Origin of the sequence: Streptomyces asoensis (assembly GCF_016860545.1) — a bacterium.
Classification (GTDB): Bacteria; Actinomycetota; Actinomycetes; order Streptomycetales; family Streptomycetaceae; genus Streptomyces; species Streptomyces asoensis.
Window position 1 is genome coordinate 1,077,015 of record NZ_BNEB01000002.1, and the last position, 26,136, is coordinate 1,103,150.

Consider the following 26,136-nt stretch of genomic DNA (forward strand, 5'->3'; position numbering starts at 1 on the left):
GCGACCGGGCCGGGCTCCTGGAGCGGAGCCCGGCCCGGTTCGGCGGTGCGGGGTGGATCCGCGCCTCGGCAGCGCGGTTCCGGTCGGACGGTTCAGCCGGTGACGGCGACGAGGCGTAGTTCGGAGGTGTAGTGGCGGCCCTGGTCGTCGGTGAGCCAGGTCTGTTCGGGGGTGGGGAGCATCTCGGTGACGGTGAGTCGGGCGTCGGGGTCCTTGCGGGCGAGGCGGCGGGCGGCTTTGGCGAGGATGTTGACGTAGACGGGGCTGTCGAAGTCGACGAAGAAGGGCCGTGGTTCGGTGGGGGAGACGACGAAGACGAAGCGGGGCAGTTCGTGGGTGTCCCGCCACTGCCGGGCTCGGACGAACCGTCTGGCCTCGCTCTTGTCGTCGGCGAAGGCCAGCGCGGAGCCGGCGAACCGCCAGCTCTCCCGCGCCACGGTCATCCGGTCGATGGTGACCCGGGGCGAGCGGTCGGCTTCCGGCAGGAGCCGGAACCGGTCCGTCACCAGCGTGGTCAGCACATGGGCGAAGACCTCCACGGCCGGGAACACCGCGCCGTCGGGCAGCACCACACAGAGCCGGCCGTCGTGCTGCTCCACCACGGCGTCCGCGCTCGGCACGGTGCGCTCGCGGTGCGGGTCCGCCGTGTTGTCGAGGAGGGCGACCTGGTAGTCCCGCGGCCGTACCAGCGCGTGCCGGATCCGGGCGGAGAGCCGGGACTTGTGCTCCTTGGGCAGCAGCGGCATGAGCCGTGGCGCCGGATGGTCCCGGTCGGTCCGGTCGAACAGCTCGCGGGTGTCGGGGTGCTGGTTGACGAACAGTTCGTTGCCGAGCGTGTTGGAGGCCAGGTGGAGTTCGCCGAGCGTGAGGTGGAACTCGCCGCGCCCGACGGCGGCGGCGTCCTCCGCGCCGATCATCACGTCCGGGCTGATGTACCGCGCCGCGGCCCAGCCCGGTGCGGTGACCGGCCCGAAGGCCTCCGCCACCCGGCCGGCGATGTCCGTCCCGACGACCGTGACCCGGCGCACCCCCTCCGAGGCCGGGAGGATGCCTTGCCAGCGGCGCTCGAACTCCGCCTGCAAGCCGGCGGCGTCGGCGACCGCGGGCCCGTGCAGGACCGGCATACAGGCGAACCAGAAGGCGGCGAGGTCCACCGGCCGTCCGGGTCCGGCGTCGGCGCGCAGCCGCTCGTAGACCTCGGTGACGCGCTCCGTCACACGGGCGGCCAGGGCGGAGCAGAGCCAATCGGCCGAGGACATCAGCAGGTCGAGCGGGGCCAGCGCGGCCAGCACATGGCTGCCGAGCGTCACCCGGGCGGAGCGGCGGCTGTCGGAGTAGACCACGGACCGGCCGGGCGCCGTGGTGGTGCTCTTCTCGCGTTTGGCGGCCGCGTCGGTCACTCGTTGGAACGTCTGCTCCACGTGGGTGAGAGCCGCGACCAGTCGCTCGGGGTCCTCGGCCGCGGCCCGGACGCCCTCGACCGCGCGTTCCAGTTCGTCCATCCGGGCGACGGCGGCGCCGCGCAGCGCCGGCTCGCCGATCCGCTCCAGGCAGGCGCGCAGCCGGCGGTCGGGGCGGATGTCGGCGGGAACGTCCAGCCGCCAGGTGATCCAGCGAAGCCGGACCAGTTCGTCGAGCAGGGCGGGCACGTCCGTGTCCGGGCCGATCTCCTCCTGGAGGGCCCGGACGGAGCGGGTGCCGTCGCACAGGCGCAGCAGCCGGAGCGTCCGGGGCGGCACCGGGTGCGGCGGCCTGGCGGGGGTCCGTACGGCGTTCTCCTCCAGCCGTACGAACGGCACCCGGCGGGGCGCCGTCCAGGGGCGCACCGCCGGGTCGGCCTCGATCTCCCGGGCCACCGCGTCGACCGACCAGCTGGAGAAGAAGACCTCCGAGGACGCGGTCAGTCCGGTGCCCGGCTCGACGGCCACGCCGGTCCGGGCGGTGTCGAAGACGCCCCAGCCGACCGGTCCGAAGAAGCCGATGGTGTCGTTCTTGACGCAGAACCGCTGCCAGTAGTGCGCGACCAGCTCCTCGCGCTGGCGCTGCTTGAAGGTGCGGCCCGCAGTCGCCGGTGACCAGTTGAGGAACGGCCGGATCGCCGAGTCGAGCACCCCGCGGTTCTGCCAGGCGACCGCCGCCCGGAACAACCCGGAGGCGGCGATCTCCTGCGCGCTCGCGGCCGCCCGTACGGCGGCCTGCGCGAACTCTGCCTCGAAGGCCTTCCAGGCCGCGCCGGACAGTGCGTCCCGAGGCCCGAACTTGTCCGCTGCCGCGGCCAGGCCCTCCGGCGCGAGCCGGAGCACCCCGTTCGCAGGGAACCCCGCGCCGCGCACCGCGACCTGGTCCCACAGCCGCCAGCGGCCGCTCAGAGAGACGGATCCCTCGTGCATCTCGGCGCCCCCTAGGCCGATGCGGAAGCGAGCGACAGGTCGTCGACGACGACCTGCGCGAGCTCGGCCGGCGACGGATAGGTGAAGACCAGGGCGACCGCGATCTCGGCGTCGAGCAGTTCCTGGAGACGGTGGACGATCTGGAAGGCGGCGAGCGAGTCGCCGCCCGCCTCGAAGAAGTCGCTCGTGGCGTCGAGGGTGTCGTCGCCGAGCGTCTCGCGGTAGTAGCCGGTGATCAGCCCGGTGAGTTCGGCGGTGTCGATGGGGTTCATGGCCCGTCCTTCTTCGGAGTGGTGTGGATGTGGACAAGCGGGGCGGTGCGGAGCGGCCGGTCGGCGGCCTGTGCCGGTGTGCGCGGCTCCGGCGGCGGCCAGGGCGGCGGCGCTGTTGCCGCCGGAGACGACGACGGCGCTGCGGCCGGGGAGGTTGAGCCGGAGGGCACCGGCCAGGGCGGCCGCGCCACTCGGCTCGGCCGGAATGCCGGCGCGGTGCAGCAGGGTCATCGCGCGGAGCACGGCCGGGTCGCCGACTCCGATCAGTTCGTCGACCCGGTGCCGGACGATCGGCAGGATCACCTCGCCGGGCCGCTGGCCGCGCAACCCGTCCGCCACCGAGTCGCTGGGCGGCACTTCGACCGGGCGGCCGGCGGAGAGGGAGCGGGCGTAGCGCCGGGCCCCGTCGGGCTCCACGCCGATGATCCGGACCGCGCTGCCCAGATGGGCGGCGGCGAGGCAGACGCCGGCCAGCAGGCCGCCGCCGCCCACCGGTACGAAGATCGCGTCGAGGTCGGGGGCGTCCCGCAGCATCTCCAGACCGACGGTGCCCTGTCCGGCCACCACGAGGTCGTGGTCCGAGGAGGGCACCAGCGCGGCTCCGGTGCGGGCGGCGAGCTCCTTCGCGTACCGGTCGCGGGCGGCCACCCCGCCGGGTACCCGGACGACCCGGCCGCCGAGCGCCCGGACGGCCGCTTCCTTGGTCTCGGCCGCGCCGGCCGCCATCACCACGGTGACGCGGACGCCGAGGCCGCGGCCCAGGGTGGCCACCGCGATGCCGTGGTTGCCGGAGGAGCCGGCGACCACGGCGTCGGCGCCGAGCGCGAGCAGCGCGTTGGCCGCGCCGCGGAGCTTGAAGGACCCGCTGTGCTGGAGGTGTTCGGCCTTGACCAGCAGTCCGGGCAGCAGGTCGCGGCGCAGCAGCGGGGTGTGCCTCACGTGGGAGGCGATCCGCTCGGCGGCGGCCTGCACGGCGGCCGGTGCGATCCGGGTGTCCGCGGCCGTCACGACACCGGCTCCGGAACGCTGTCGCGCAGCGCCCGCCGGTCGGCCTTGCCGCTGTGCGTGACGGGCAGGCGCTCCAGACGGGCGAACCGTCTGGGCATCAGGTGCGGCGGCAGGGTATCGGCCAGATGCGCGCGCAGCTGGGCGTCGGTGGTGCTTTTGAGCGGACCGGTGACGTGGGCCCGGAGCCAGGTCCGGCCCCGGTCGTCGGTCTCGGCGGTCACCACGGCGCCGGTGACCTCGGGGTGGGTGAGCAGGGCGGCCTCGACCTCGGCAGGGTCCACGCGGTGACCGCGGATCTTGACCTGGCGATCGGCCCGGCCGAGGTACTCCAGGGCCCCGTCGGGGGTGCGTCGGGCGAGGTCGCCGGTCCGGTACAGCCGTGCGCCGGGCGGCCCGTACGGGTCGGGCGGGAAACGGTCGGCCGTCAGGCCGGGCAGACCGCCGTAGCCACGGGCGACGCCCGCGCCGCCGATGTGCACCTCGCCGGTCCGCCCGTCGGGGACTTCACGCCCCCGTGGGTCCAGCAGGCGTACGACGGTGCCGTCGATGGCGGTGCCGACGATGTCGGCGCAGGAGTCGGGGGCGGTCGGCACGTCGTACCGGGTGGAGGTCATGGTGCACTCGCTGGGCCCGTACTGGTTGACCAGCCGGCCGCCGACCAGCGCACGGCCGCCGGCGGCGAGGAAGGGACGCAGCGACTCGCCGCTCGAGCACACCAGGCGCAGGGAGCGCAGCCGATCCGCCGCGCGGGGCGACTGGGCGAGGAAGCCCAGGAAGGAGGGAGTGGTGCTGAGGAGAGTGTCGACGCCGTACTCGGCGACGATGTCGGCGAAGGACTCGGCGCGCAGCAGGCGCGCGCGTTCCACCAGGACGACGCACCCGCCCGCGACGAGCGGTGCGAAGGTGTCCCGGATGGACGCGTCGTAGCCGGGCGGGGCCAGCTGGAGGCTGACGGTGCCGGGCCCGAGGGCGTTGTCGCGGACGACGGCGCGGAGGTACCTGTCCAGGCCGCCGTGCTCGATCAGGACGGGATGGGGGGTGCCGGTCGAGCCGGAGGTGTGGCTGACGTAGGCGAGCGAGCGCGGAAGGGGGGCGCGGAAGGCGGCCGACGGCGGGCCGGCGGCCGGGAGCCGGTCGAGCAGGACGGTGGGTGCGTCGACCAGCGGTCCGAGGCGGTCGGCGAGGGCGGCGCAGGTGAGCAGGTGGGCCGCGCCGCCGCCGGCGGCGAGCGCGGCGAGCCGCCGGTCGGGCAGGCCGGTGTCCAGGGTGAGGAACGCCCCGCCGGCCCGGACGACCGCGGCGGTCGCGACCACGGCGTCGGCGCCCGGAGGCAGGGCCACCGCGCAGACCCGCTCCGGGCCCACGCCCCGGGAGGCCAGGTGGGCGGCGATCCGGTCGATCCGGGCGGCCAGTTCGCCGTACCCGGTCGGGCCGTCGGCGGTCAGCAGGGCCGGGGAGCGCGGTGCGCGGACGGCGTGCGCCCGGATGGCCTCGACGAACGTCGACCCTGCGGGGGCGGTCATGCCCGCTCCCCGGGGGCGGTGCTCCGGTCGACGGCGACGAGGCGTAGTTCGGAGGTGTAGTGGCGGCCCTGGTCGTCGGTGAGCCAGGTCTGTTCGGGGGTGGGGAGCATCTCGGTGACGGTGAGTCGGGCGTCGGGGTCCTTGCGGGCGAGGCGGCGGGCGGCTTTGGCGAGGATGTTGACGTAGACGGGGCTGTCGAAGTCGACGAAGAAGGGCCGTGGTTCGGTGGGGGAGACGACGAAGACGAAGCGGGGCAGTTCGTGGGTGTCCCGCCACTGCCGGGCTCGGACGAACCGTCTGGCCTCGCTCTTGTCGTCGGCGAAGGCCAGCGCGGAGCCGGCGAACCGCCAGCTCTCCCGCGCGACGACGGTGGAGTCGATGGTGATCCGGGGCGAGTGGTCGCCGTCCCGGCGCAGGGTGAAGCGGTCCATCACACGGTTGCTGAGCGCGTGGCAGAACACGTCGAGCAGGTCGAAGACCGAGCCGTCGGGCAGCACGGCCGCGAGCCCGCCGTCGCGCTCCTCCACCCGCACCTCGCCGGAGCGGACGGTGCGCGGGCGGTGCGGGTCGGCGCTGTGGTCGGCGAGTGCGACGTAGTGGTCCTCCGGGCGGTCCAGGGACTGCCGGCTGCGGGCGGACCACTTGAGCGGAAGCTCCTTGGGCAGCATGGGCAGCAGCCGTGGGCCGGGGAAGTCGCGGGTGGTCTCGTCGATCAGCTGCTCCCGATCGGGGTGCTGGTGGACGAAGAGCGACTGGGCGAGGGTGTTCATGGCGACGTGCAGCTCGCCGATGACGAGTTGGAACTCGCCGCGTTCGACGGCGGCCGCGTCTTCGGCGACGATCATCAGGTCGGGGCTGATGTAGCGGCTGAGCGACCAGCCGCGCCCGCCGTCGGGGAACGCCTCGTGCACCCGGTCGGCGATGGCGGCACTGGAGAGCGAGACCCGCCGGGCGCCGGCCGGGGCGTCGATGATCCGCGCCCAGCGCTCGCGCAGCTCGGCCTGGATGCGCTCGATGTCGGTGAGGGATTCGGGGTGCGGGGCGGGCAGGCAGGCGAACCAGAGCGAGCCGAGGTCGACCTGCTCGTGCAGCTTCCGCAGCTCCTGGTAGGCCTCGTGGACGCGGGCGACGATGGCCTCCGCGTACCGGTTGGTCATCCAGCGCGCGGCGGTCAGGCACAGCTCCAGCGGAGCGAGCCTGGCCAGCACGGCGGTGCCCACGGTCGCCGTGGCGGACCGGCGGCAGTCGGCGTACACCAGGGCGCGGTTGGGCGCGGTGCGGGCCCCCTTCTCGCGGACCGCCGACACCTCGGTGATCTCGGCGAAGCCCGCCTCCAGGGCGGCGAGCGCGGCGGTCAGCTCCTCGGGGTCGGCACCCGCCCGCTGGACCCGGTCGCGGCCGGTCTCCAGCACCGCCAGCTTGGCCAGGGCGGGTTCCCGTACCGCCGGGTCGCCGATGCGCTCCAGCATGGCGCGCAGTTCCCGCTCGGGGTAGGTACCGGCGGGCACGTCCAGCTTCCAGCCGATCAGGCGGCGCGAGACCAGCCACTCCAGGGCCTCGGTCACCTCCCCGGCCGGCAGGTCGCGGCCCAGCTCCCGGGCTGCCAGGGCGGTGATCTCGGCGGGCGTCCGGCGCCCGTCGCACAGGCGCAGGACGGTGAGCGCGGGTTCCGGAGCCGGCTGCGGCGGGCGGCCGGGCAGGCGCACCGCGCCGTCGACCACCCGGACGAACGGAACCTGGCGCGGCGGCGTCCACGCGCGCACCCGCGGGTCGCGGTCGATGGCCTTCGCGAGGGCGTCCATCGACCAACTGGAGAAGTAGACCCGGGACTCGGCGACCAGACCCGTGCCGGGGTGCACCTCGATGTCGTGCCGGGAGGGGTCGAAGGTGCCCCAGCCGACCGGTCCGAAGAAGCCGATGGTGTCGTTCTTGACGCAGAACCGCTGCCAGTAGTGGGCGACCAGTTCCTCGCGTTGGCGGGGCATGCTGGTGCGGCCCTCGGCGGACGGTGTCCAGTCGAGGAACGGCTTGATGCCGGTGCGCAGCACCGTGCGGTTCTGCCAGGCGACCGCGGCGCGGAACGGTGCCGAGGCGGCGATCTCCTGGAGGTCGCGTGCGGTGCGCACCGCGGCCGCCGAGAAGGCCTCCTCGAACGCCTGCCAGTCCGCCCCCGCCGGCACCTCCCCGGGGGCGAACTTGTCCGCGGCCGAGGCCAGGCCCTCCGGGGCCAGCCGTAGTACTCCCGCGGCGGGGAAACCGGGCCCGCGCAGTGCGAAGTGCGTCCACAGGCGCCACCCGCCGCCGGGCATGCGTATGGTGTCGGACATTGCTGTGCTACCTCCCTGGGAAGAGTGCGCCGGGCCGGCGGTCGGCCGGTCGTCAGGCCGGCTCTGCCGGGATGCCGCCGAGGCACCACTCCAGAACGGCGCGGGCGCTGTGGTACTTGTTCTCGGCCTGCTGGAACGCGATGCTCGCGGGGCCGTCCAGCACCTCGCCGGTCACCTCGTCGCCGCGGTGCGCGGGCAGGTCGTGCATGAAGACGGCGCCGGGGCAGGCCGCCAGCACGGCGGCGTCCACCCGGAAGGGGGCGAACACGCGCCGCCAGTCGGGGTCGGGCTTGGTCGTGCCGGTGGTCTGCCAGCGGGTGGTGTAGACGATGTCGACCTCGGGCAGGTCGGCCATGTTGTGCCGTTCCTCGACCAGCGCGCCGGACTCCTTGGCGTGCACGGCGGCCCGGTCGAGGAAGGCCGCGTCCAGTCCGTAGCCGGGCGGGGTCCGCAGGTGCAGCTCGGTGCCGCGGAACCGGCTGAGGGCCAGGGCGAGCGCCGAGGCGGTGTTGTTGCCCTCGCCGGCGTACAGCACCCGCAGTCCCTCGATCCGCCCGAAGCGGCCGAGCATCGTGGTGAGGTCGGTGAGGGCCTGGGTGGGGTGCTCGGCGGCGCTCATCGCGTTGATCACGGCCATCCGCTGCTGGGCGGCGTAGGCGCGCAGCTCCTCGGTGCTGCCCGCGGTGCGCGCCACCAGCACGTCGAGCATCCGGGAGAGGACGTCGCCGGTGTCCTCGGAGCTCTCCCCGGTGTTCTCCTGGAGGTCGCCGGGACCATAGGTGATCAGCCGCGCGCCGAGCCGGAGCGCGCCGGCCGAGAACGCGGTCCGGGTACGGGTGGACGTCTTGCGGAACAGCACGCCGACGACGGCGTCGGCGAGCGGCCGGGCACCCTCGCACTCGCCGGCGGCGTACTGGGCGCCGCGGTGCACGAGCCGGCGCAGCTCCCGGTCGGTCAGGTCGTCGACGGAGATCAGGTGGTGGCGGTCGGGACGGGGCATCGCGGGGTTCCTCCTCGGGTGGCCGGCCGTCAGTTCGCTTGCAGGGCGTCGAGCAGGATGCCGAGCCCGTCGTCGAGCAGACCGGGCTCGATCGTCAGCGGGGGCATCACCTTGAGGACCTCGTCGTAGCGGCCGCAGCGCTCGACGATCAGGCCGCGCTCGAAGGCGTGTCGCTGGACGCGCTCGGCCCGCTCCGCACCGCCGGCCCCGGCGGTGTCGACGCCCAGCACCATGCCCCGGCCGCGCACCACGAGGCCGGGGTCCAGCGCGGCCGCGTCGGCCCGGAACCGGGCCAGCCGCTCCGCACCCTGCTGAAGGCCGCTCAGGAAGTCGTCTTGCTGCCACAGTTCACAGGCTGCGGTGGCCGCGACGAAGGCGAGCTGGTTGCCGCGGAACGTGCCGGTGTGCTCACCGGGCTGCCACAGGTCCAGCTCGCGGCGGAACAGCGTGAGCGAGAGCGGCAGCCCGTAGCCGCTGAGGGACTTGGAGACGGTGACGATGTCCGGCACGATCCCGGACTCCTCGAAGCCGAAGAACGCGCCGGTGCGGCCGCAGCCGGTCTGGATCTCGTCCAGGATCAGCAGCACCCCGTGCCGTTCGGTGACCTCGCGCAGCCGGCGCAGCCACTCCCGGCTCGCCGGGTAGACGCCGCCCTCCATCTGTACCGATTCGACGACGACGGCCGCGGGCGGTTCGGTGCCGGAGGACGGGTCCGCCCACAGCCGCTCGATCAGGCCGATCGAGTCGAACGGGCCGAGCGGGCCGTCCTCGAAGGGGACGAAGGTCACGTCCCCGCCGGCGACCGTGCCCGCGCGGCGGGCGCGGCGGCTGCCGGTGACCTCCAGCGAACCGCGGGACATCCCGTGGTAGGCACCGGTGAAGGCGGTCAGGCCGGTGCGGCCCGTCGCCCGGCGGGCCAGTTTGAGGGCCGCCTCGACCGCGTCGGTCCCGGTCGGGCCGGTGAACTGCACCTTGAAGTCCAGGCCGCGCGGCTGCAACACGACCTCGGTGAGGCGGGTGAGGAAGTCGCGCTTGGCGACGGTGTGCATGTCGAGGCCGTGCATGAGGCCGTCGTCGGCGAGGTAGTCGATGATGCGCCGCTTGACGGCGTCGTGGTTGTGTCCGTAGTTGAGGCTGCCGGCGCCGCAGAAGAAGTCGATGAAGGGCCGGCCATCGTCGGTGTGCAGCAGCGCGCCCTTGGCGCGCTCGAACACCACGGGGAAGGTACGGCAGTACATCCGCACCTCGGACTCGATCTTCTCGAAGACGGAGGTGTCGGTGGTCGCGAGGAGTGTCATGGCGGTCCTTGGGCGAGGAGGTGGTTGCGGTCAGCGGCCGGCGGTCGTGCGCGCGCCGCGCGGGCGTGCGGTCAGCCGCGGCAGGGGGCCGTCCGGGGCCAGCGGTGGATAGCCGTCCAGGGCCGTGGCGAGGGCGGCGACGGTGGGGTGGTCGAACAGCGCCCGTACGGGGACGTCCACCCCGAGGGCGGCGCGCAGGCGCACGGACACCCGGGTGGCGAGCAGCGAGTGACCGCCGAGCAGGAAGAAGTCGTCGTGGGCGCCGATCCCGGTGGCGCCGAGGACCTCTTCCCAGACCCTGGCCACGGACCGTTCCCGCGGGGTGCGCGGAGCGGCCGCCGGGCCGGCCGCCTGCGGCGCCGGCACCGGGAGCGCGTGGCGGTCCACCTTCCCGCTGACCGCGGTCGGGATGGCGTCCAGCAGGACGAACGCGGCCGGCACCAGATGGTGGGGCAGGGAGTCGAGCAGTTCGGCGCGCAGGGCGTCGGGGGTGGGAGGGTTCCCGGAGTCGTCCGCGACCAGGTACGCGGTGAGCTGCTGACCGCCGTCGGCGTCCGGCGTCGGGTGCACCACGGCGGCGCGGACGCCGTCGAGAGCGAGGAGCGCGGCCTCGATCTCGCCCGGTTCGATCCGGTGGCCGCGGATCTTCACCTGGTGGTCGCTGCGGCCGAGGATCTCCAGTGAGCCGTCCGGACGGATCCGGCCGAGGTCGCCGGTGAAGTACAGCCGGCCGCCGGGCGCGGTGGCGTGCGGGTCGGGGAGGAAGACGCCGGCGGTCTGGGCGGGCCGCCCCCGGTAGCCCCATGCGAGGCCGTCGCCCCCGATGCAGACGTGCCCGGTGACGCCCTCGGCCACCGGCTCCAGCCGGTCGTCGAGCACCCGGACGGTCGTGTTGTCCACCGCCGCCCACCGCTCCACCCGTCCGTCGGCGCCGTGCCGGGCCACGCTGGTCCAGATCGTGGCCTCGGTCGGCCCGTAGAGGTCCAGGACCGGGGCTCCGTCCGCCGCGAGCGCCGCGGCCAGGTCGGTGTGCAGCTTCTCTCCGCCGGACAGCACCGTAAGACCTGGGCCGGGGGTCCAGCCCGTGTCGACCAGTGTCCGCAGCATCGACGGGGTGGCCTGCATCAAGTCCGGGCGGGCCTCGCCGATCAGCCGGATCAGGCGCTCGGGGTCGCGGGCCTGCTCGCTGTCGGCCAGCACCAGCCGGGCGCCGGTCAGCAGCGGCAGGCACAGCTCCAGCATCGAGGGGTCGAAGGAGGCGGTGGTGACACCCAGCACGGTGGCCTCCGGCCCCGTCTCCAGCCGGGCCGCCATGGCGAGCAGGAAGTTGGTCAGGGCGTGGTGCGGGATCTGCACGCCCTTGGGGGTGCCGGTCGAGCCGGAGGTGTGGAAGACGTACGCGAGGTCGTGCGGTCCGGTGGTCCGCTCCCGCCGGTCCGCCGGGCCGGCCGGCGGCGGGTCGCCGTCGAGCAGAAGGGTCCGTGCCTCGGTGCCGGCCACCCGTCCGGCCAGCGGGCCGGTGGTGACGACCACGGCGGCCCTGGTGTCCTCGATCAGGTGGCCGATGCGCCGCGCGGGGTGCAGCGGGTCGAGCGGCACGTAGGCGGCGTCCGCCTTGAGAACGCCGAGCAGGGCGACGAGGAGCCCGGTGCCGCGCTCCAGCAGAACGCCCACCCGGGTGCCGCGGCCGACGCCGAGGCCGCGCAGTCGGTGTGCCAGTTCGTCGGCCCGCCGGTCGAGTCCGGCGTAGCTCAGCTCGCCGTCCCCGGAACTGACGGCAATGGCGTGCGGGGTGCGGCGCGACTGCTGCTCGAACAGGTCGGTGACGGTCTGCGGGGGCACGGCGCGGGCGCTGCCCAGGCCGAGCGCGAGCCGGCGGCGGCGCTCGCCGCCGGGCAGCGGCTCGAGTACGGAGGTGACACCGGCCAGCGGCTTGTCGGGGGCGGCGAGCAGCTCGTGCAGGAGCCGGACGTAGTCCTCGGTGATGCGGGCGGCCGTCTCGGGCGTGAACAGCGCGGTGGCGTACCCCAGGCGCAGCCCGAGGCTGCCGTCGGGGCGGCCGAGCAGGTCGAGCGCCAGGTCGAACGGCGTCCCGGCGACCGGGGTGGGCACCACTTCGACCGACAGGCCGGGCAGGTCGGGTGGTTCGGCCTGGGAGTCGAGGGTCAGGAAGGAGACCTGGAAGAGGGGGTTGCGGCTGAGGTCGCGGGACGGGGCCAGCTCGCCGACCACGCGTTCGAACGGGGTGTCGGCGTGCGTGAGGTCGGCCAGGAAGGTGTGCCGGACCCGGTCCACCAGCTCGCCGAAACCGGGTCGGCCGGACAGGTCGGCGCGCAGCACCACGGTGTTGACGAAGGGGCCGATGAGGTCCCTGGCGGCGGGGTGGCCGCGACCGGCGACCGGGGTGCCGACGGCGAAGTCGCTCTGCCCGCTGTAGCGGCCCAGTTGGGCCTGGAAGGCCGCGAGCAGCACCATGAAACGGGTGGCGCGGCGGGAGCGCGCCAGCCGGTCGGTCAGCGCCACCAGATCGGCAGGGAGGGTGAACCGGGCCACGGCGGCGGCGCCGTCGAACTCGGCCGGGCGGGGCCGGTCGGTCGGCAGGTCCAGCGGCGGCAGGCCCGCCAGCCGCGAGCGCCAGTGGTCGAGGCCGCGGGCGAGCCGGGGACCGGCCGACCGCTCGCGCTGAAGGGCCGCGAGGTCGGAGTACTGCACGGGAAGCTCCGGCAGCCCGTGGCGGACACCGGTGGTCCTGCCGCGGTAGGCCGCGGCCAGGTCTCGGGTGAGGACGTTCCAGGAGGAGAAGTCGAAGGCGATGTGGTGGACCACGACGACCAGCAGGTGGTCGTCGGGCGCGAGCCGCGCCAGAGTGGCCCGCAGCGGCGGCGCGGTCGACAGGTCGACCGGCCGGCGCAGCGCGCGGTCGAGGACCGCGGCGATGCCGGCCGCTCCGGCGGCGGGCGCGTCGACCCTGTCCAGCAAAACCTCGACCCGGGGGACCACATGGGCCACCGGCTCGCCGTCGGCGGCCGCATACCGGGTGCGCAGCACCTCGTGCCGGTCGACCACGTCGGCCAGGGCCGCGGCGAGGGCCTCGGTGTCGAGGTCGCCCCGCAGGCGCAGCGCCAGCGGAAGCAGATGGTCCGCCGTGCCGGGTCGCAGTTGGTCGAGGAACCACAGTCGTTGCTGCGAGAAGGATGTCGTCCGGCCGTCACAGCGGTCCACCGGCTCACCTCCGAGGAGTCGGGTAGGTCGTCGCGTGCCTCGGGTGGTCGGGGCACGTCCGGAGCTTGCCGTTCGGGCGTGGCTGCGCAGTAGGGAAGGAGCGGCAGCGCCCGTCGCGGCTTTTGCTGCGTCAATGTCTCTGGTCGGGACCGGGACCGGCTCAGATCAGCCCGGTGCGGACGCCGTACGCCACCGCGTGCGCCCGGTTGCGGACCTGAAGGCGGGTCATGAGGTCGTACATGACGTTCTTCACGGTGTGCTGGGAGCAGGACAGTTCACGGGCGATGGCGGCGTTGCCGTGCCCCTCGGCGACCAGCGCGAGTACCGTCTTCTGCCGGGCCGTCAGGGGCGAGTCGGGCACGGGGTGCCGGCGCTCCGCCTCGTCGCCGGCCGCTTCGTCGAGGAGACGGGCCAGTACGCCGTACGGCATCCGGTTGTCGCCGTACCGGGCGGCGTGGACGGCGGTGAGCAGGCGCTCCGGCGTGGCCTCGGCGGACTGAAGCATCGCCGTCACCCCGGCCCGCACGGCCAGCCGCACTCCCGCGGCGGTGAAGGTGTCGGCGACCAGCAGGAGAGGGCCGCCGCCGGGTTCCGGTCGGCCCTCGAGCGCCGCTCCCGGCGTCCGGCCCGCGGCAACCCGGACGACCCCGTCGCGGTCTCCGGCCGCCACCAGCTCGACGCCGGCCCGGCGCAGACCGGCGGCGACCGTGTCGCGGGCCGCCCCGCCCGCCGGGCACAGATGTACGCGCGGCGCGCCGTCGTCCCGCCCGGCAACCGGCGCCGCTTCGAGGACGAGGCCGGTCACAGCAGGCCCGTCCGCAGCGCGTAGGCCACCGCGTGGGCGCGGTTGCGCAGCCGGAACCGCTGGGTGATGTCGCGGACCACGGTGGTCACCGTCCGCGGCGAGTAGCAGAGTTCCTTGGCGATCTCATCGGTCTCCCGGCCGTCGGCCACCATCCGCAGGACCGCGCGTTCCCGCTCGTCCAGCCCCCAGTCCGGGCCGCGGCCCCGTACGCCGGGATACGCGTCGGTCTCGGTGCTCTGGTCGAGCAGGCCGTCGATCAGGTCGGGGGGCACGGTGCAGTCGCCGCCGGCCACGGTTCGCACGGTCCGCGCCAGCCGGTCGGCGTCCACCTCGTGCCGGCGCAGGAGGCCGCGGGCCCCGGCGTTGACGGCGTCCGCGGCCTCGGCCGCCGACATGTGGGAGGCGATCACGATGACGGCGGGCCGGTGCGGGCCGCCGCCGGTCGCGGCCACCAGATCGAGTTCCTCGCGATCCACTCGGTCGAAGATCACCACGGCCACGTCGGCCTTCTCCTCCGGCCGGACCAGTGCGATGTCCGGGTTGCCGGACAGGGCGCTGACGGCACCGGCTTCGAGCAGCGGGTCCAGGGCCACGACGCACAACGACAGGGGATTGCCCATGTGTACTCCTCGGTCAGCGCAGGACGAACCTCTCGGCGAGGAGTCTCGGCAACCCGTGCGCCGCGCCGCATGGGGCGCGACTACCCGCATTCCCGTGCCCCGCCGCGCCGGCCCCGGCCCGTACACCGACGGCCGGACCGCACACGGCCGCGCGCCGCCGGACGGAGCCCGGCCGCCCGGCCCGCTCGCCCCGGCCGCGGCGCCGTCGTCGCCGCCCACCGCTCCCGCCGACCCGCCCGGCAGCGCGAAAGGGGCCCGGCGGTGGCGCCAACTGGGTAGTCCGCCGCGGAATGTGGGGGTCCTGCCCCCCTGTACGGGTGGGCGACACCGCTGGAAGGGTGACGGACGTGACCCCAACCGACACCGCCCGTCCCGCCACGGAGGCGACACCCTCCTGGTGGGCACCGGCCGCGACACTGCGTGAGCGCCTGTCGGCCCCGCACCCGCCGGCGCCGGCACAGGCCACCCCGGCCGCCCGGCTGCGCACCCGCTCACCGGTCGAGTCGGCCTGCGAATCCGTCCGCTCGGCCCGACTGGGCGCCGACACCGAGCTGGTGGCGGCACTCGCCGCCGAACCTCCGGCCCGCCTGGCCGGGCGACTCGCCAAGCCGCAGTGGGCGGTGTTCGTGGAAGGGGCGCTCGCCGCGGCCCCCGAGACGCCCGCGGAGGTCCGTGGGGCAGCGGTGACCGCGCCCGCCGACCCGGCGGACGGAGCGGTGGTCTTCGGACCGGTACTGCGCCCGCTGGTGACGGCGGCCGTCGCCGAGCTGGCCGAACAGGCCGGAGCGGACGGTGCCGACCCCGGAGAGACGGCGGTGTTCGCCGGGGACTACGCGGACTGGCTGGTACGGCGACTCACCAGAACGGCCGCCCGGACCCTGGTCGTCGAGCTGGCCGCCGCGCGGACCGCGGGCGACCTGTCCGGCTCCACCTCGGCCGCCCGCTTCGCCGACTTCGCCGCCCGGGCCGGCACCCGCGCGGGTCTGGCCCGGCTGTTCGCCGGATACCCGGTGCTCGCCCGTCTGCTGGCCCTGACCTGCCGGCGCACCGCCCGGTCCGGCGCCGAACTGCTGGCGCGGCTCGCCACCGACCGGCAGAAGCTCGCCGACGAGCTGTTCGGCGGGCGGGACCCGGGCCCGCTGGTCGGCGTCGAGCTGGGACTCGGGGACCTGCACCAGCAGGGCAGGTCGGTGGCGGTGCTCCGGTTCGCCGCCGGCAGCGCGGTCTACAAGCCGCGGCCGGTCGACCAGCACGCCCTGCTGGACAGGATGGCCGGCTGGCTGGACGCCAAAGCCCCGGGCCTGGGGCTGCGCACCCCGCGCTGGGTGGCCGGCGACGGCTACGGGTGGCTGGAGTACATCGACCACCGGACGTGCCGTTCGCTGGCCGAGATCGACCGGTTCCACCGTCGGCAGGGTGTGCTGATCGCGCTGGCCTACACCCTCGAAGGGGTGGACCTGCACTACGAGAACGTCCTCGCGCACGGCGACCAGCCCGTGCTGGTCGACGTCGAGACACTGCTGCACCCCGTCCTGCGGGAGGGCGGGACCACCCGGCCGGATCCGGCCGCCGGGGCACACGCCTCCTCGGTGCACCGCACCTGCCTGCTGCCGCAGCTCATGGTGGGAGAGCTGGGCGCGGTCGACGTCTCCGCGCTGGGCGGTGCACCGGGCGGGGAGTCCCCCGATACCCGGATGGTCTGGGAGGACGCCGGCACGGACGAGATGCGGATGGTGCGTCGCCCGGCGCCGTTCACCGGCGCGCTGAACCGTCCCTACAGCGCCGCGGCCGGCCCCGGCAGCGCCGACCGGGTGGCCGCGGTCCTGGCGGGATTCCGCACCGGGTACGACGCCGTCGTCCGGCACCGCGACGAACTGTCCACGCCCGCCGGGCCGCTGGGCGCCGGCGGGGACGCGGTCGGTCGGCTCGTGGTCCGGCCGACGATGCTGTACGCCACCCTGCTGGAGGAGGCGACGCATCCGCAGGTGCTGCGCGACGGGCTCGACCGGGATGCCATGTTCGCGGTGCTGTGGGCCGATTCGGACGGCGACCCGGCCCGCCAGGCCCTCATCGAGTACGAGATCGCCGACCTGTGGGACGGCGACGTCCCCGTCTTCTTCCACCGGCCCGGCTCAACGGAGGTCTTCGCCGCGGACGGGAGCCCGGTGAGCGGTGTCCTGGACACCTCCGGCCTCGCCTCCTCACGGGCGAAGCTCGCCGCCATGAGCACCGTCGACCGCCGTGCCCAGGAATGGATCATCTCGGCCACCCTGGCATCCGCGGAGCCGTGCGCCGCCGGACGCCGCCACCGGGTGAGCCGCCGGGCCAGTCCCGCTCCCGCCGTCCTGCCGGAACCCTCCGCGCTGCTGGCCGCCGCCTCCGGGATCGCCGACGAGATCGCCGGCCGGGCCGTCGGCGGACACGGCCGGGCCAACTGGGTCGGCCTGGAGGCGGTCGACGACCGCTGGACGGTGCTGCCCATGGGCGCCGGGCTGGCCCAGGGATACAGCGGGGTGGCCCTGTTCCTGGCCCAGCTCGGCGCGCTCACCGGCTCCGCCCGGCACACCGAGCTGGCCCGGGCGGCGCTCGCCCCGGTGCCCGAACTCGTCGCCGCGATGGCTGCCGACCCGGCCCTGAGCCGGGCCGTCGGCCCGGGCGGCTTCGAAGGCCTGGGCGGAGTCTGCTACGCGCTCGCCCGGGTGGCCACCCTGGTCGACGACGATCTCGCCGGGTGCCTGCCGACGGCGCTGGACGCCTTGGCGCTGGCGGCGCTCGGCGACGACACCCCACCGGGTGTGTCGGCCGGCCTGGCCGGAGCGCTCGCCGCTCTGCTCGCGGTGTACCGCGAGCGCGGGCTGCCCCAGGCCGCCGACCTCGCCGACCGGATCGCCGAACGGTTGCTGGGGCTTGCGCCGGCCGGTCGGCCCGGTGACGGTGCGCCGGAGAGCTTCGGCTTCGCCTTCGGCGAGGCCGGGATCGGCTGGGCGCTGGCCCGGCACGCCCGGTTCGCCGGCGGTCCACTGGGCGCGCGGACCGAGGCGGCCGGACGCACCCGGCTGACCACCGCACTCGCGGCGGCGGACCGGCTCGACGCGGGCTGGTGCCGGGGCACCGCCGGCGTCGTACTGGCGGCGGCCGACGCCGGGCTCTGCCCGCAGTCGGCGAACGGTCCGGCCCGGGACGCGAGCCGCAGGCTCATCGAGCATCCGCCGGTGGCCGACCTCAGCCTGTGCCACGGCGAGCTGGGTATCGCGGAAGCGGTGGCCGCCCTCGCCGGGTGCGGCCACGCCGAGGCGCGAAGCAGCCTGACCGGCCGGATCGGCCTGGTCCTCGGACTGCTTCACGCCTGGGGGCCCAGCTGCGGGACACCCGGGCGCGTACCGACGCCCGGACTGCTCACCGGGCTGTCGGGCATCGGCTACGCCCTGCTCCGGCTGGGCTTCGCCGACACCGTGCCCTCGGTCCTCTTGCTCGGCCCCGCCCAGGGCGGCGGACGGGACTGAGTGCCCTCGTACCGCCGTCCGAACCGGTGCCCGCGCCGCGAGCACCACGAGAACCTTTGCGGAAATACGAACAGTTCATCAACAGTGCGATCCCGAGTCGGATCCATGTCCACCGAAAGGAAGAACCATGTCCAGCTTCCCGCAGAACGGTACCGTCCACGACGAGGCCACGGGCGCGTCCGCGACGGTCACCGACCCGGCCGGCGAGATCCGGCTGGTCCGCTGGAACGGGGCGTGCGCCCGGACCCGGGCGCTGGCCGGAATGACCCTCGGCAGCGGCGTGGTGGTCGGCCTCGGCTCCGCCACCATCACCACCGTGTCGGTGCCCGCCTGACCTGACGTCACGCCCGGCCGGTTCGAGCAGGTGTGTGACCTTCGTGAGCGAGTGACTACCATCCGGAGGTATGCGTCTGCGGGCAGCTCATCTCATTGGTCGTGAGGCCGAAGTCACCGAGCTCGGCGAATCGTTACGGGATCTGAACCGGTCACGCGGAGGCACGGCGTTTCTGGTCGGAGAGGGAGGAATCGGCAAGTCGCGGCTGGTCGCCGAGCTGATCGGATCCGCGCTGGACGCCGGCGTCCGGGTCCTGAAGGGCCGGAGCAGCACCATCGGACCCATGGTGCCGCTCCGGCCGCTCACCGAGGCCCTGATGCCGCTCTCCCGCGGCGGGGTGACACCGGACGAGGCGAGCCTCGGACCGTACCGCCCGGTGCTCGGCCGGCTCATCCCGGGCTGGAGCACCGGCTCCCCCGACCAGGGATCGACCGTGGTGCTCGCCGAAGCGGTGCTGCGGGTGCTCGCCCACGCCGGCCGTGAGAGCGGCTGCCTGCTGGTGCTGGAGGATCTGCACGACGCCGACACCGAAACCCTCGCCGTCGTCGAGTACCTGGTGGACAACCTCGAGCATCAGCCGCTCATGCTGGCGGCGACCATCAGGTCCGATCCCGGCGAGGCGCTGAGCCTCGCCGAGTCCGCCGGGCGCCGTCGCAGCGCGACGGTCTTCCGGCTGGCACCGTTGGACGCCGACGGGGTCGGCCGGATGATCGCCTCCTGCCTGGAAACCGACCCCGGCCGGCTGCCTGCCGAGGTGCTCGTCCAGATGTGGCAGGACAGCGCGGGCATCCCGTTCCTGGTCGAGGAACTTCTCCAGGGGGCGGTCGCCGGCGGCTCGCTCGTCCGCGAGGGCGCCGCCTGGCGGGTGGTCGGCGACCTCCGCCGCAACATGCCCAGGGCGCTGCTGGAGGGCGCCATTCACCGCATCGACCAACTCGGCCCACAGGGGCGGACCGTGCTCAGCGCCGCGGCCGTACTCGGCCGGCGGTTCCCCCTGTCGGTGCTCCAGTCGATGACCGGCGTCGACGACCGGAGCCTGCTCAGCCACCTGCACGCGAGCGTGGCGGCCCGGCTGGTCGCGGCCGACGAACCCGCCCCCGACTGGTACGCCTTCCAGCATCCGCTGACCGCCGAAGCGCTGCTCGCACAGCTCACCCCGGCCGCCCGAGTGGCACTGTCCGAGCAGGCCGCGAACGCGATCGAGACCCTCAACCCCGGTCTGCCGGGCGACTGGTGCCCGCTGGCGGCGACCCTGCGCGCCGACGCCGGTGACCCCGTACGGGGCGGCCGGCTGTTCGCCGAGGCCGGGCGCCGTGCCCTCGCCGACGGCGCGGTGGGATCCGCGGTCGCGTTGCTCGACCGCGCCGAGCGGCTGCTGGCGGAAGGCGGGGACTCCGTCGCCCGCGCCGAGGCGCTGGAAGCGCTGCTGCCCGCGCTCGCGGAGACCGGGGAACTGACCCGCGCGCTCAGCCTCACCGGAACCCTGCGTGAACTCGTCGGAGCCGGCCTGGGCGCGGCCCGGCTGGCGGCCCTGCACACCCGCCTCGCGCACGTGGCGTACATGGCGGGCCGCTGGGCCGACGGCAACAGTCAGATCGAACGGGCTCGCGCGCTGCTGGCGACGGCGCCGGACGAGGCGCACACCGCGCTGACCGACGTGGTGGAGGCGTACCTGTGCCTCGACACGCCGGGACAGGACCGCACCCAGCGGGCCGAGCGGCTGGCCCGCGCCGCGCTCGGCACCGCCGAGCGGGAGGGCCTGCCCCTGGTCGCCTGCCAGGCAGGGGAACTCCTCGCCGTGGTCGCCCGCGAACGTGACCTCTCCGAGGCCAGTACCTATCTGGAGCAGGCCATGAGCACCGCCGAACGGCACAGCCTGCCACTCCAGCGGATGTACGCGCTCACCCGCCTCGGCGGCATCCGGTGGCTGGACGACGGCAGTACCGCCACCCTCGAGGAGGCCCGCACCGAGGCCCGGAGGCTGGGCGCGGTCACCGTCGTCTACGGCATCGACGGCATCCTCACCCTGCACGATGTACTGCGCGGCCGGTTCACCGAGGCCCGGGCACTCGGCGACGAGACGCTGACCATGGCAGCCCGCCTGAAGCTGACGTCGGTGGCCCGATACCTGCTGATGGCCCGCTCGGTGCTGGCGGCTCACCAGGGCGACCGTACCGCCATGGAGGAGGCCCTGGCCGACTTCGGACGCTGGGGAGGGCGCGGCTCGCTGGAGGAGCCGCTGGCCCTCGGCCTGGCCCAGGTCTTCTGTGCCCTCTTGGAGGAGAACCGGGACCAGGCGGCCGGTGTCATGGCCGACCTCAAGGCGCTGGAGGCCGAGAACCCGACCACTTTCCACCTGAGCGGACGGCACGGCCTCGCTCTGCTGCTCGACCTCCTGGACGGCCGGGCCGACCGCGCTCACCTCGACCGGCTGACCGCCAGCGCCGCCGGCCGGATGCGTTGGAACCGGTACTTCCTCCTGCTTGCCGAGGCCGTCCTGCTCGGCCGCGAGGGCCGGCCCGAGGCGGCCGGACAAGCGGCGCTCCTCGCCGAGACCACGGGGGCGCCCTATCCCACCGCCCGCCATCTCGGGCAGCGGCTGATCGCGGAGGAGGCCCACGCGCTGAGCTGGGGCGAACCGGAGAGATGGCTGAGGGAAGCCGAGCACCACTTCCGCGAGACCTCCGCCACCGCGGTGGTCGGCGCCTGCCGGACCCTGCTGCGCGCGATCGGCGCACCGGTGCGCCAGCACCGCACCGGCAGCGACCGGATTCCACCGGAACTGCGCATGAAGGGCATGACGGTCCGCGAGTACGAGATCTTCCGGCTGCTCGCCGACCGACCCAGCAACAAGGACATCGCCGTCCGGCTCTACATATCGCCGCGCACCGTCGAGAAGCACGTCGCCAGCCTGATCGCCAAGACCGGGCTGCCCAACCGTTCACAACTCTGCGCCCTGGCGGCGGAGCAGTCCTGACGTCAGGCCGCGGCCCGGCCCGCGCCGGAGACTCCACAAATACGCCAAGTTCCTCGACGGCGGGCAGTCGTGGGAGGAGTGGGGAGTCGGCGCGCCGGCCGGGCCCGGTCGAGAGCGGGTTGAGCGAAGGGCGCCTTACGGGTGAAAATCCAGGTCAGGCGCCCTTTCGCAGCGTCTAGAAGAAGCCCAGCTTCTTCGGCGAGTACGACACCAGAAGGTTCTTCGTCTGCTGGTAGTGCTCCAGCATCATCTTGTGCGTCTCGCGGCCGATGCCCGACTGCTTGTAGCCGCCGAAGGCGGCGTGCGCCGGGTAGGCGTGGTAGCAGTTCGTCCAGACGCGGCCCGCCTGGATGGCCCGGCCCGCGCGGTAGGCGGTGTTGATGTCGCGCGTCCAGACACCGGCCCCGAGGCCGTACGACGTGTCGTTGGCGATCTTGATGGCGTCGTCGAAGTCGCCGAAGGAGGCCACCGACACGACCGGACCGAAGATCTCCTCCTGGAAGATCCGCATCCGGTTGTCGCCCTCGAAGATGGTCGGCTGCACGTAGTAGCCGCCCTTCAAGTCACCCTCGTACTCGGCGCGTTCGCCGCCGGTGAGGATCTTGGCGCCCTCCTTCCGGCCTATGTCGATGTAGGAGAGGATCTTCGCGAGCTGGTCGCCGGACGCCTGCGCCCCGATCATCGTGTCGGTGTCCAGGGGATGGCCGGGCTTGATGAGTTCGGTGCGGGCCACGGCGGCCTGGAGGAAGTCGCCGTAGTTGCCGCGCTGGATCAGGCCACGCGACGGGCAGGTGCAGACCTCACCCTGGTTCAGCGCGAACATGGTGAAGCCTTCGAGGGCCTTGTCGCGCAGGTCGTCGTCCTTCTCCCACACGTCGTCGAAGAAGATGTTCGGCGACTTGCCGCCCAGCTCCAGCGTGACGGGCTTGAGGTTCTGCGAGGCGTACTGCATGATCAACCGCCCCGTCGACGTCTCGCCCGTGAAGGCGATCTTCGCCACGCGCGGACTGGACGCGAGTGGCTTGCCGGCCTCCTCGCCGAAGCCGTTGACGATGTTGATCACGCCCGGCGGCAGCAGGTCGGCGATCAGGCTCATCCAGTAGTGGATGGACACGGGCGTCTGCTCGGCGGGTTTGAGGACGACCGTGTTCCCGGCCGCGAGGGCGGGCGCGAGCTTCCATGTCGCCATCAGGATCGGGAAGTTCCACGGGATGATCTGGGCGACGACGCCGAGTGGCTCGTGGAAGTGATAGGCCACCGTGTCGTCGTCGACCTCGCTGAGGGAACCCTCCTGGGCCCTGACCGCTCCCGCGAAGTAGCGGAAGTGGTCGATGGCCAGCGGGATGTCCGCCGCCAGCGTCTCCCGGACGGGTTTGCCGTTCTCCCAGCTCTCCGCGACCGCCAGGGCTTCGAGGTGTGCCTCCATACGATCGGCGATCTTCAGCAGGATGTCGGAGCGTTCGGTGGCCGAGGTGCGGCCCCAGCCCGGCGCGGCCGCGTGCGCCGCGTCGAGCGCCCGCTCCACGTCCTCCGCCGTGCCGCGCGCCACCTCGGTGAAGGCCTCGCCGTTCACCGGGGAGGGGTTGTCGAAGTACCGGCCCCGGGCCGGGGGCACGTACGCGCCGCCGATGAAGTGGTCGTACCGCGCCTGGTAGGAGACGATCGCGCCCTCGGTGCCGGGCGCCGCGTAACGGGTCATCCTGCTCTGCCTCCTTCAGCAGCGCTGCCCGCCGTTGGACAGCCGCTCTGCGCCGCAGGCTAGGGAGAAGGACGTTGCATCCACGTTGCGCCCGCCCGGGGGAGCCGTGCCGGCGGGCGCGACGCGGATGAACACCCTCAGGGGCGCGGCCATCCGGCCGGTGCCGTGAGTTCCGACCGGAGTGACGCGAGGCGGGCCCGTATCGCGGCGGTGGGGCGGACCGCCGCCAGCGCCTGCCACACCTCGAGGTCGTCCTCGCCCCATGGTGCGTGGGCCCAGTCGGCCAGCAGATCGGGGTCACCACAGGCGATCAGCGCGGCGCGCAGCCCGTCGGCGAGCCGCTTCCCGAGCCGCACCACGGCCGGTGCCCGGGACGTCGGCAGCGGCGGGCCGGTGTACGCGGTCACGGCCGCCGTGACCGCGCCGGCCGCGAGCCTGCGTTCGACGACCGCGACGTCCGACTCGATCGCCGCGGTGAGCCGGTAGGGTCGCGAGGCCAGGAGCCCGGGGCCGAGCACCCCGCGCAGCCGGGCGAGTTCGGCCCGCAGGGTCACCGGGGTCACCGACTCGTCCTCGTACAGCGCGCACAGCAGTTCGTCGCCCGTCATGCCCTCCGGGCGGCCGGCCAGCAGGATCAGGATCTCGCTGTGCCGACGGCTCAGTCTGATCTCGCGGCCGCCGGTGACCAGTCGGGCCTCGTCCCGGCCCAGCACGGTCAGCCGCGGTGTGTCGGCGGCGGGCGGCTCGGGGGCGAGCAGGGCCAGGTGCGCCTCGGCGGCCCGCGCCACCGCCTGCACGAAACCCAGGCTGTGCGGATGCGCCAGGCCGTTCCCGCCGGTGATGTCCACGGCGCCCAGCACCCGCCCGGTGCGCGGGTCGTGCACCGGGGCGGCCGCGCACGTCCACGGCTGCACCCGGCGGATGAAGTGCTCGGCCGCGAAGACCTGCACAGGCCGGTCCAGGGCGACCGCCGTGCCCGGCGCGTTCGTGCCGACCGCGCTCTCCGCCCAGCGCGCACCCGGCACGAAGTTCATCCGGTCCGCCTGCCGACGGGTCGCCGCGTGCCCCTCGACCCACAACAGCCTGCCGTGCGCGTCGCACACGGCGAGCAGGTGCTCCCCGTCGGCCGCGAACGTGCCCATCAGCTCTCGGAACAGCGGCATCACCCGGGCCAGCGGATGTTCGGCCCGGTAGGCGCCGAGGTCGCCGTCGGTGAGCTCGACGCTCGCGGTGCCGTCGGGGCCGACGCCCGCCCGCGCGGAACGCCGCCAGGAGTCGGCCACGACGGGGCGTACCGGACGCGGCACGGTTCCCGCCTCGGTGAACGCCTCGTGCGCCCGCCGCAGGACCCGCACCCGCTCGGCCGGGTCGGCACCCGGCTCCAGAGCCACCCAGGAATCGGTCAACTCGTCCTCCCGGAAGGCGATACGGCCGGAGTACGGCGGGGACACGGCTGGCGTACCCCGGCCTGCGACCGGAGTACGGCTGGGGACATCGTCACTCCGGGTGCGCGGGCCGACAACCGTTTCGACGCCGGTCATCCGGAAGCGGGCGCCCCGCGCCCGTCCGGTTCGCGCCAGGTGCGGTCGACGAGACGCAGGTAGCGACTCCACTCCCAGTGCGGACCGGGGTCCCTGTGGTCGCTCCCCGGCACCTCGTAGTGGCCGATCACGCGCGTGCGGTCCTTCGGGATGCCGTACCGGTCGCAGACGGACGCCGTCAGCCGGGCGGAGCTCTCGTAGAGGGCGTCGGTGAAGTACGCCGGTCTGTCGACAAAGTACGGGCCGACGGGCCGGTGCGAGGGCACGCCGTGATCTCGTGGACGGGCGGGGACTTGTGGACAATTCACTCACCCGAACGGGGAGTTCCGCCTGTGGCAGCCCCTCGTCGGCGACCCGGCGCGACGGGGCTTCCAGGGGTGAGGGGACAGCGGCCGGGCCCGCTCAGGCCCGTTCCGCCACCATCGAGGGATCGTCCAGCACGGCCCGCACCACGGAGTGTGCCGCGCCCAGCAGCGGGCCCTCGGGTCCCAGCCGTGACACGGAGACGGGGCGGGCGGGTCCCGCCGTGCGCCGCGACAGTTCGGTCTCCAGGGACGGCAGCAGCCAGGGCGCGAGCCCGGCCAGCGCGCCACCGAGCACGACACCCTCCGGGTCCAGCAGGTTGATGGCCCCGGTCAGGGCGATGCCCAGGGCCGTACCCGCCTCGCGCAGCGCGCGCCGCACCTGCGGGTCGCCGTCCGCGGCGCGCCCCGCGAGCAGACCGACGCGGTCCTCGCCGGGTGCCAGCCCCGCCGCACGCAGCACCGCCTCCTCGCCGGCGTATTGCTCGAGACATCCGCGCCCGCCGCACACGCACTCGGGCCCGTCGGGGTGGACCGGCACATGGCCCAGCTCGCCCGCGAAACCGCGGGTGCCGCGCAGCAGGGCGCCGTCCACGACCAGCGCGGCACCGATGCCGATCTCGGCCGACACGTGCAGGAAGTCCGCCGGGGTGTCCTCGCCGAGCCAGAGTTCGGCCAGTCCGCCGAAGTTGGCCTCGTTGTCCACGGTCAGCGCGAACTCGCCGGGCAGCAGCGCGCCGAGATCGACGTCCTGCCAGTCGAGGTTCGGCGCGCGGACGACCGTCCGGGCGTCGCGGGCGACCAGGCCGGGGACGGCCACGGCGAGTCCGGCCGGCCACAGCCCTTCGCGTTCGGCCTCGGCGACCACCCGGCGCACGAGCGCGGTCAGCTCCTCCACCACCGGGCCGGGGGAGCGGCCCCGGTTCGTGCCGTGCCGCACGGCACGCGCCCGCACCTCACCGCGCAGGTCGACGGCGCAGACCGCGAGGTGGTCGACGCCGATCTCGGCGCCTATCCCCGACGGGCCGCGCCCGCTGACCGCGAGCGCGGAACCGGGCCGGCCCACCCGGCCGGGCCGCTCGGGGCCCAGCTCCTCGAGCAGTCCGGTGCGTATGAGCTCGTCGACGAGGGTCGAGACCGCCGCACGGGTCAGGCCGATGCGCGAGGCGACCGCCGCGCGCGAGAGCGGCCCCTCGGCACGGACGGCGTGCATCACCCGGGCCAGGTTGCGGCGGCGCATGCCCTGCTGGGTGTCGGGCAGCGAACGCCCGGGGCCGGTCTGCCGGGCCTCGTGCAGCGGTGCGGTCATGCCTCC

15 protein-coding genes and 1 pseudogene are annotated in these 26,136 nt (G+C 74.4%); 3 read left to right on the plus strand and 13 right to left on the minus strand.

The window, feature by feature from the left end:
• Positions 1-92 precede the first annotated feature (92 nt).
• The 9 genes from Saso_RS07845 to Saso_RS07885 all read right to left on the minus strand — a co-directional run bounded on the left by Saso_RS07845 (position 93) and on the right by Saso_RS07885 (position 14,465).
• Positions 93-2,390 (minus strand): lantibiotic dehydratase, encoded by a 2,298-nt coding sequence (locus Saso_RS07845; RefSeq protein WP_203833510.1) that lies wholly within the window; start codon positions 2,388-2,390, stop codon positions 93-95.
• 11 nt (positions 2,391-2,401) lie between these two features.
• Positions 2,402-3,670 (minus strand): pyridoxal-phosphate dependent enzyme, encoded by a 1,269-nt coding sequence (locus Saso_RS07850; protein WP_189928738.1) that lies wholly within the window; start codon positions 3,668-3,670, stop codon positions 2,402-2,404.
• On the minus strand, positions 3,667-5,193 hold the full coding sequence (locus Saso_RS07855) for an amino acid adenylation domain-containing protein (protein WP_189928737.1): 1,527 nt from the start codon (positions 5,191-5,193) through the stop codon (positions 3,667-3,669). Before Saso_RS07855 ends, Saso_RS07850 begins: the two co-directional genes overlap by 4 nt.
• On the minus strand, positions 5,190-7,520 hold the full coding sequence (locus tag Saso_RS07860) for a lantibiotic dehydratase (protein WP_203833511.1): 2,331 nt from the start codon (positions 7,518-7,520) through the stop codon (positions 5,190-5,192). The genes Saso_RS07855 and Saso_RS07860 overlap by 4 nt, the downstream gene beginning before the upstream one ends.
• 52 nt (positions 7,521-7,572) lie before the next feature.
• Positions 7,573-8,520: an ornithine carbamoyltransferase gene (locus tag Saso_RS07865; RefSeq protein WP_189922825.1), complete on the minus strand. Its 948-nt coding sequence runs from the start codon at positions 8,518-8,520 to the stop codon at positions 7,573-7,575.
• Positions 8,521-8,549: 29 nt separating this feature from the next.
• On the minus strand, positions 8,550-9,818 hold the full coding sequence (locus Saso_RS07870; RefSeq protein ID WP_189922823.1) for an aspartate aminotransferase family protein: 1,269 nt from the start codon (positions 9,816-9,818) through the stop codon (positions 8,550-8,552).
• 30 nt (positions 9,819-9,848) lie between these two features.
• Positions 9,849-13,040 (minus strand): non-ribosomal peptide synthetase, encoded by a 3,192-nt coding sequence (locus Saso_RS07875; RefSeq protein ID WP_189922821.1) that lies wholly within the window; start codon positions 13,038-13,040, stop codon positions 9,849-9,851.
• 160 nt (positions 13,041-13,200) lie between these two features.
• Complete coding sequence (locus tag Saso_RS07880) at positions 13,201-13,845, minus strand: response regulator transcription factor (RefSeq protein ID WP_203833512.1); 645 nt, start codon at positions 13,843-13,845, stop codon at positions 13,201-13,203.
• Positions 13,842-14,465, minus strand: coding sequence for a helix-turn-helix transcriptional regulator (locus Saso_RS07885; protein ID WP_189922819.1), 624 nt, complete (start codon positions 14,463-14,465; stop codon positions 13,842-13,844). The genes Saso_RS07880 and Saso_RS07885 overlap by 4 nt, the downstream gene beginning before the upstream one ends.
• A 347-nt stretch (positions 14,466-14,812) precedes the next feature.
• On the opposite strand from Saso_RS07885, the gene lanM reads away from it, so the two are divergent.
• The 3 genes from lanM to Saso_RS07900 all read left to right on the plus strand — a co-directional run bounded on the left by lanM (position 14,813) and on the right by Saso_RS07900 (position 21,279).
• On the plus strand, positions 14,813-17,968 hold the full coding sequence (lanM, locus tag Saso_RS07890; RefSeq protein WP_189922817.1) for a type 2 lanthipeptide synthetase LanM family protein: 3,156 nt from the start codon (positions 14,813-14,815) through the stop codon (positions 17,966-17,968).
• Between the two features lie 127 nt (positions 17,969-18,095).
• Positions 18,096-18,302, plus strand: a complete 207-nt coding sequence (locus tag Saso_RS07895) for a hypothetical protein (RefSeq protein WP_189922815.1) — start codon at positions 18,096-18,098, stop codon at positions 18,300-18,302.
• Positions 18,303-18,372: 70 nt separating this feature from the next.
• Entirely contained in the window at positions 18,373-21,279 is a 2,907-nt protein-coding gene (locus Saso_RS07900) for a helix-turn-helix transcriptional regulator (RefSeq protein WP_189922813.1), read from the plus strand.
• Positions 21,280-21,454: 175 nt separating this feature from the next.
• On the opposite strand, the gene exaC is transcribed toward Saso_RS07900, so the two are convergent.
• The 4 genes and pseudogenes from exaC to Saso_RS07920 all read right to left on the minus strand — a co-directional run bounded on the left by exaC (position 21,455) and on the right by Saso_RS07920 (position 26,130).
• Positions 21,455-22,978, minus strand: a complete 1,524-nt coding sequence (gene exaC, locus Saso_RS07905; protein WP_189922811.1) for an acetaldehyde dehydrogenase ExaC — start codon at positions 22,976-22,978, stop codon at positions 21,455-21,457.
• Between the two features lie 137 nt (positions 22,979-23,115).
• The gene (locus Saso_RS07910) at positions 23,116-24,384 is read right to left on the minus strand and encodes a GAF domain-containing protein (protein WP_189922869.1); all 1,269 of its coding nucleotides are present in this window, start codon (positions 24,382-24,384) and stop codon (positions 23,116-23,118) included.
• Positions 24,385-24,515: 131 nt separating this feature from the next.
• Positions 24,516-24,755 (minus strand): annotated as a pseudogene (locus Saso_RS07915) (N-acetylmuramoyl-L-alanine amidase); the annotation flags it as partial.
• A 166-nt stretch (positions 24,756-24,921) separates the two neighbouring features.
• Positions 24,922-26,130 (minus strand): ROK family transcriptional regulator, encoded by a 1,209-nt coding sequence (locus Saso_RS07920; RefSeq protein WP_189922809.1) that lies wholly within the window; start codon positions 26,128-26,130, stop codon positions 24,922-24,924.
• Positions 26,131-26,136 lie beyond the last annotated feature (6 nt).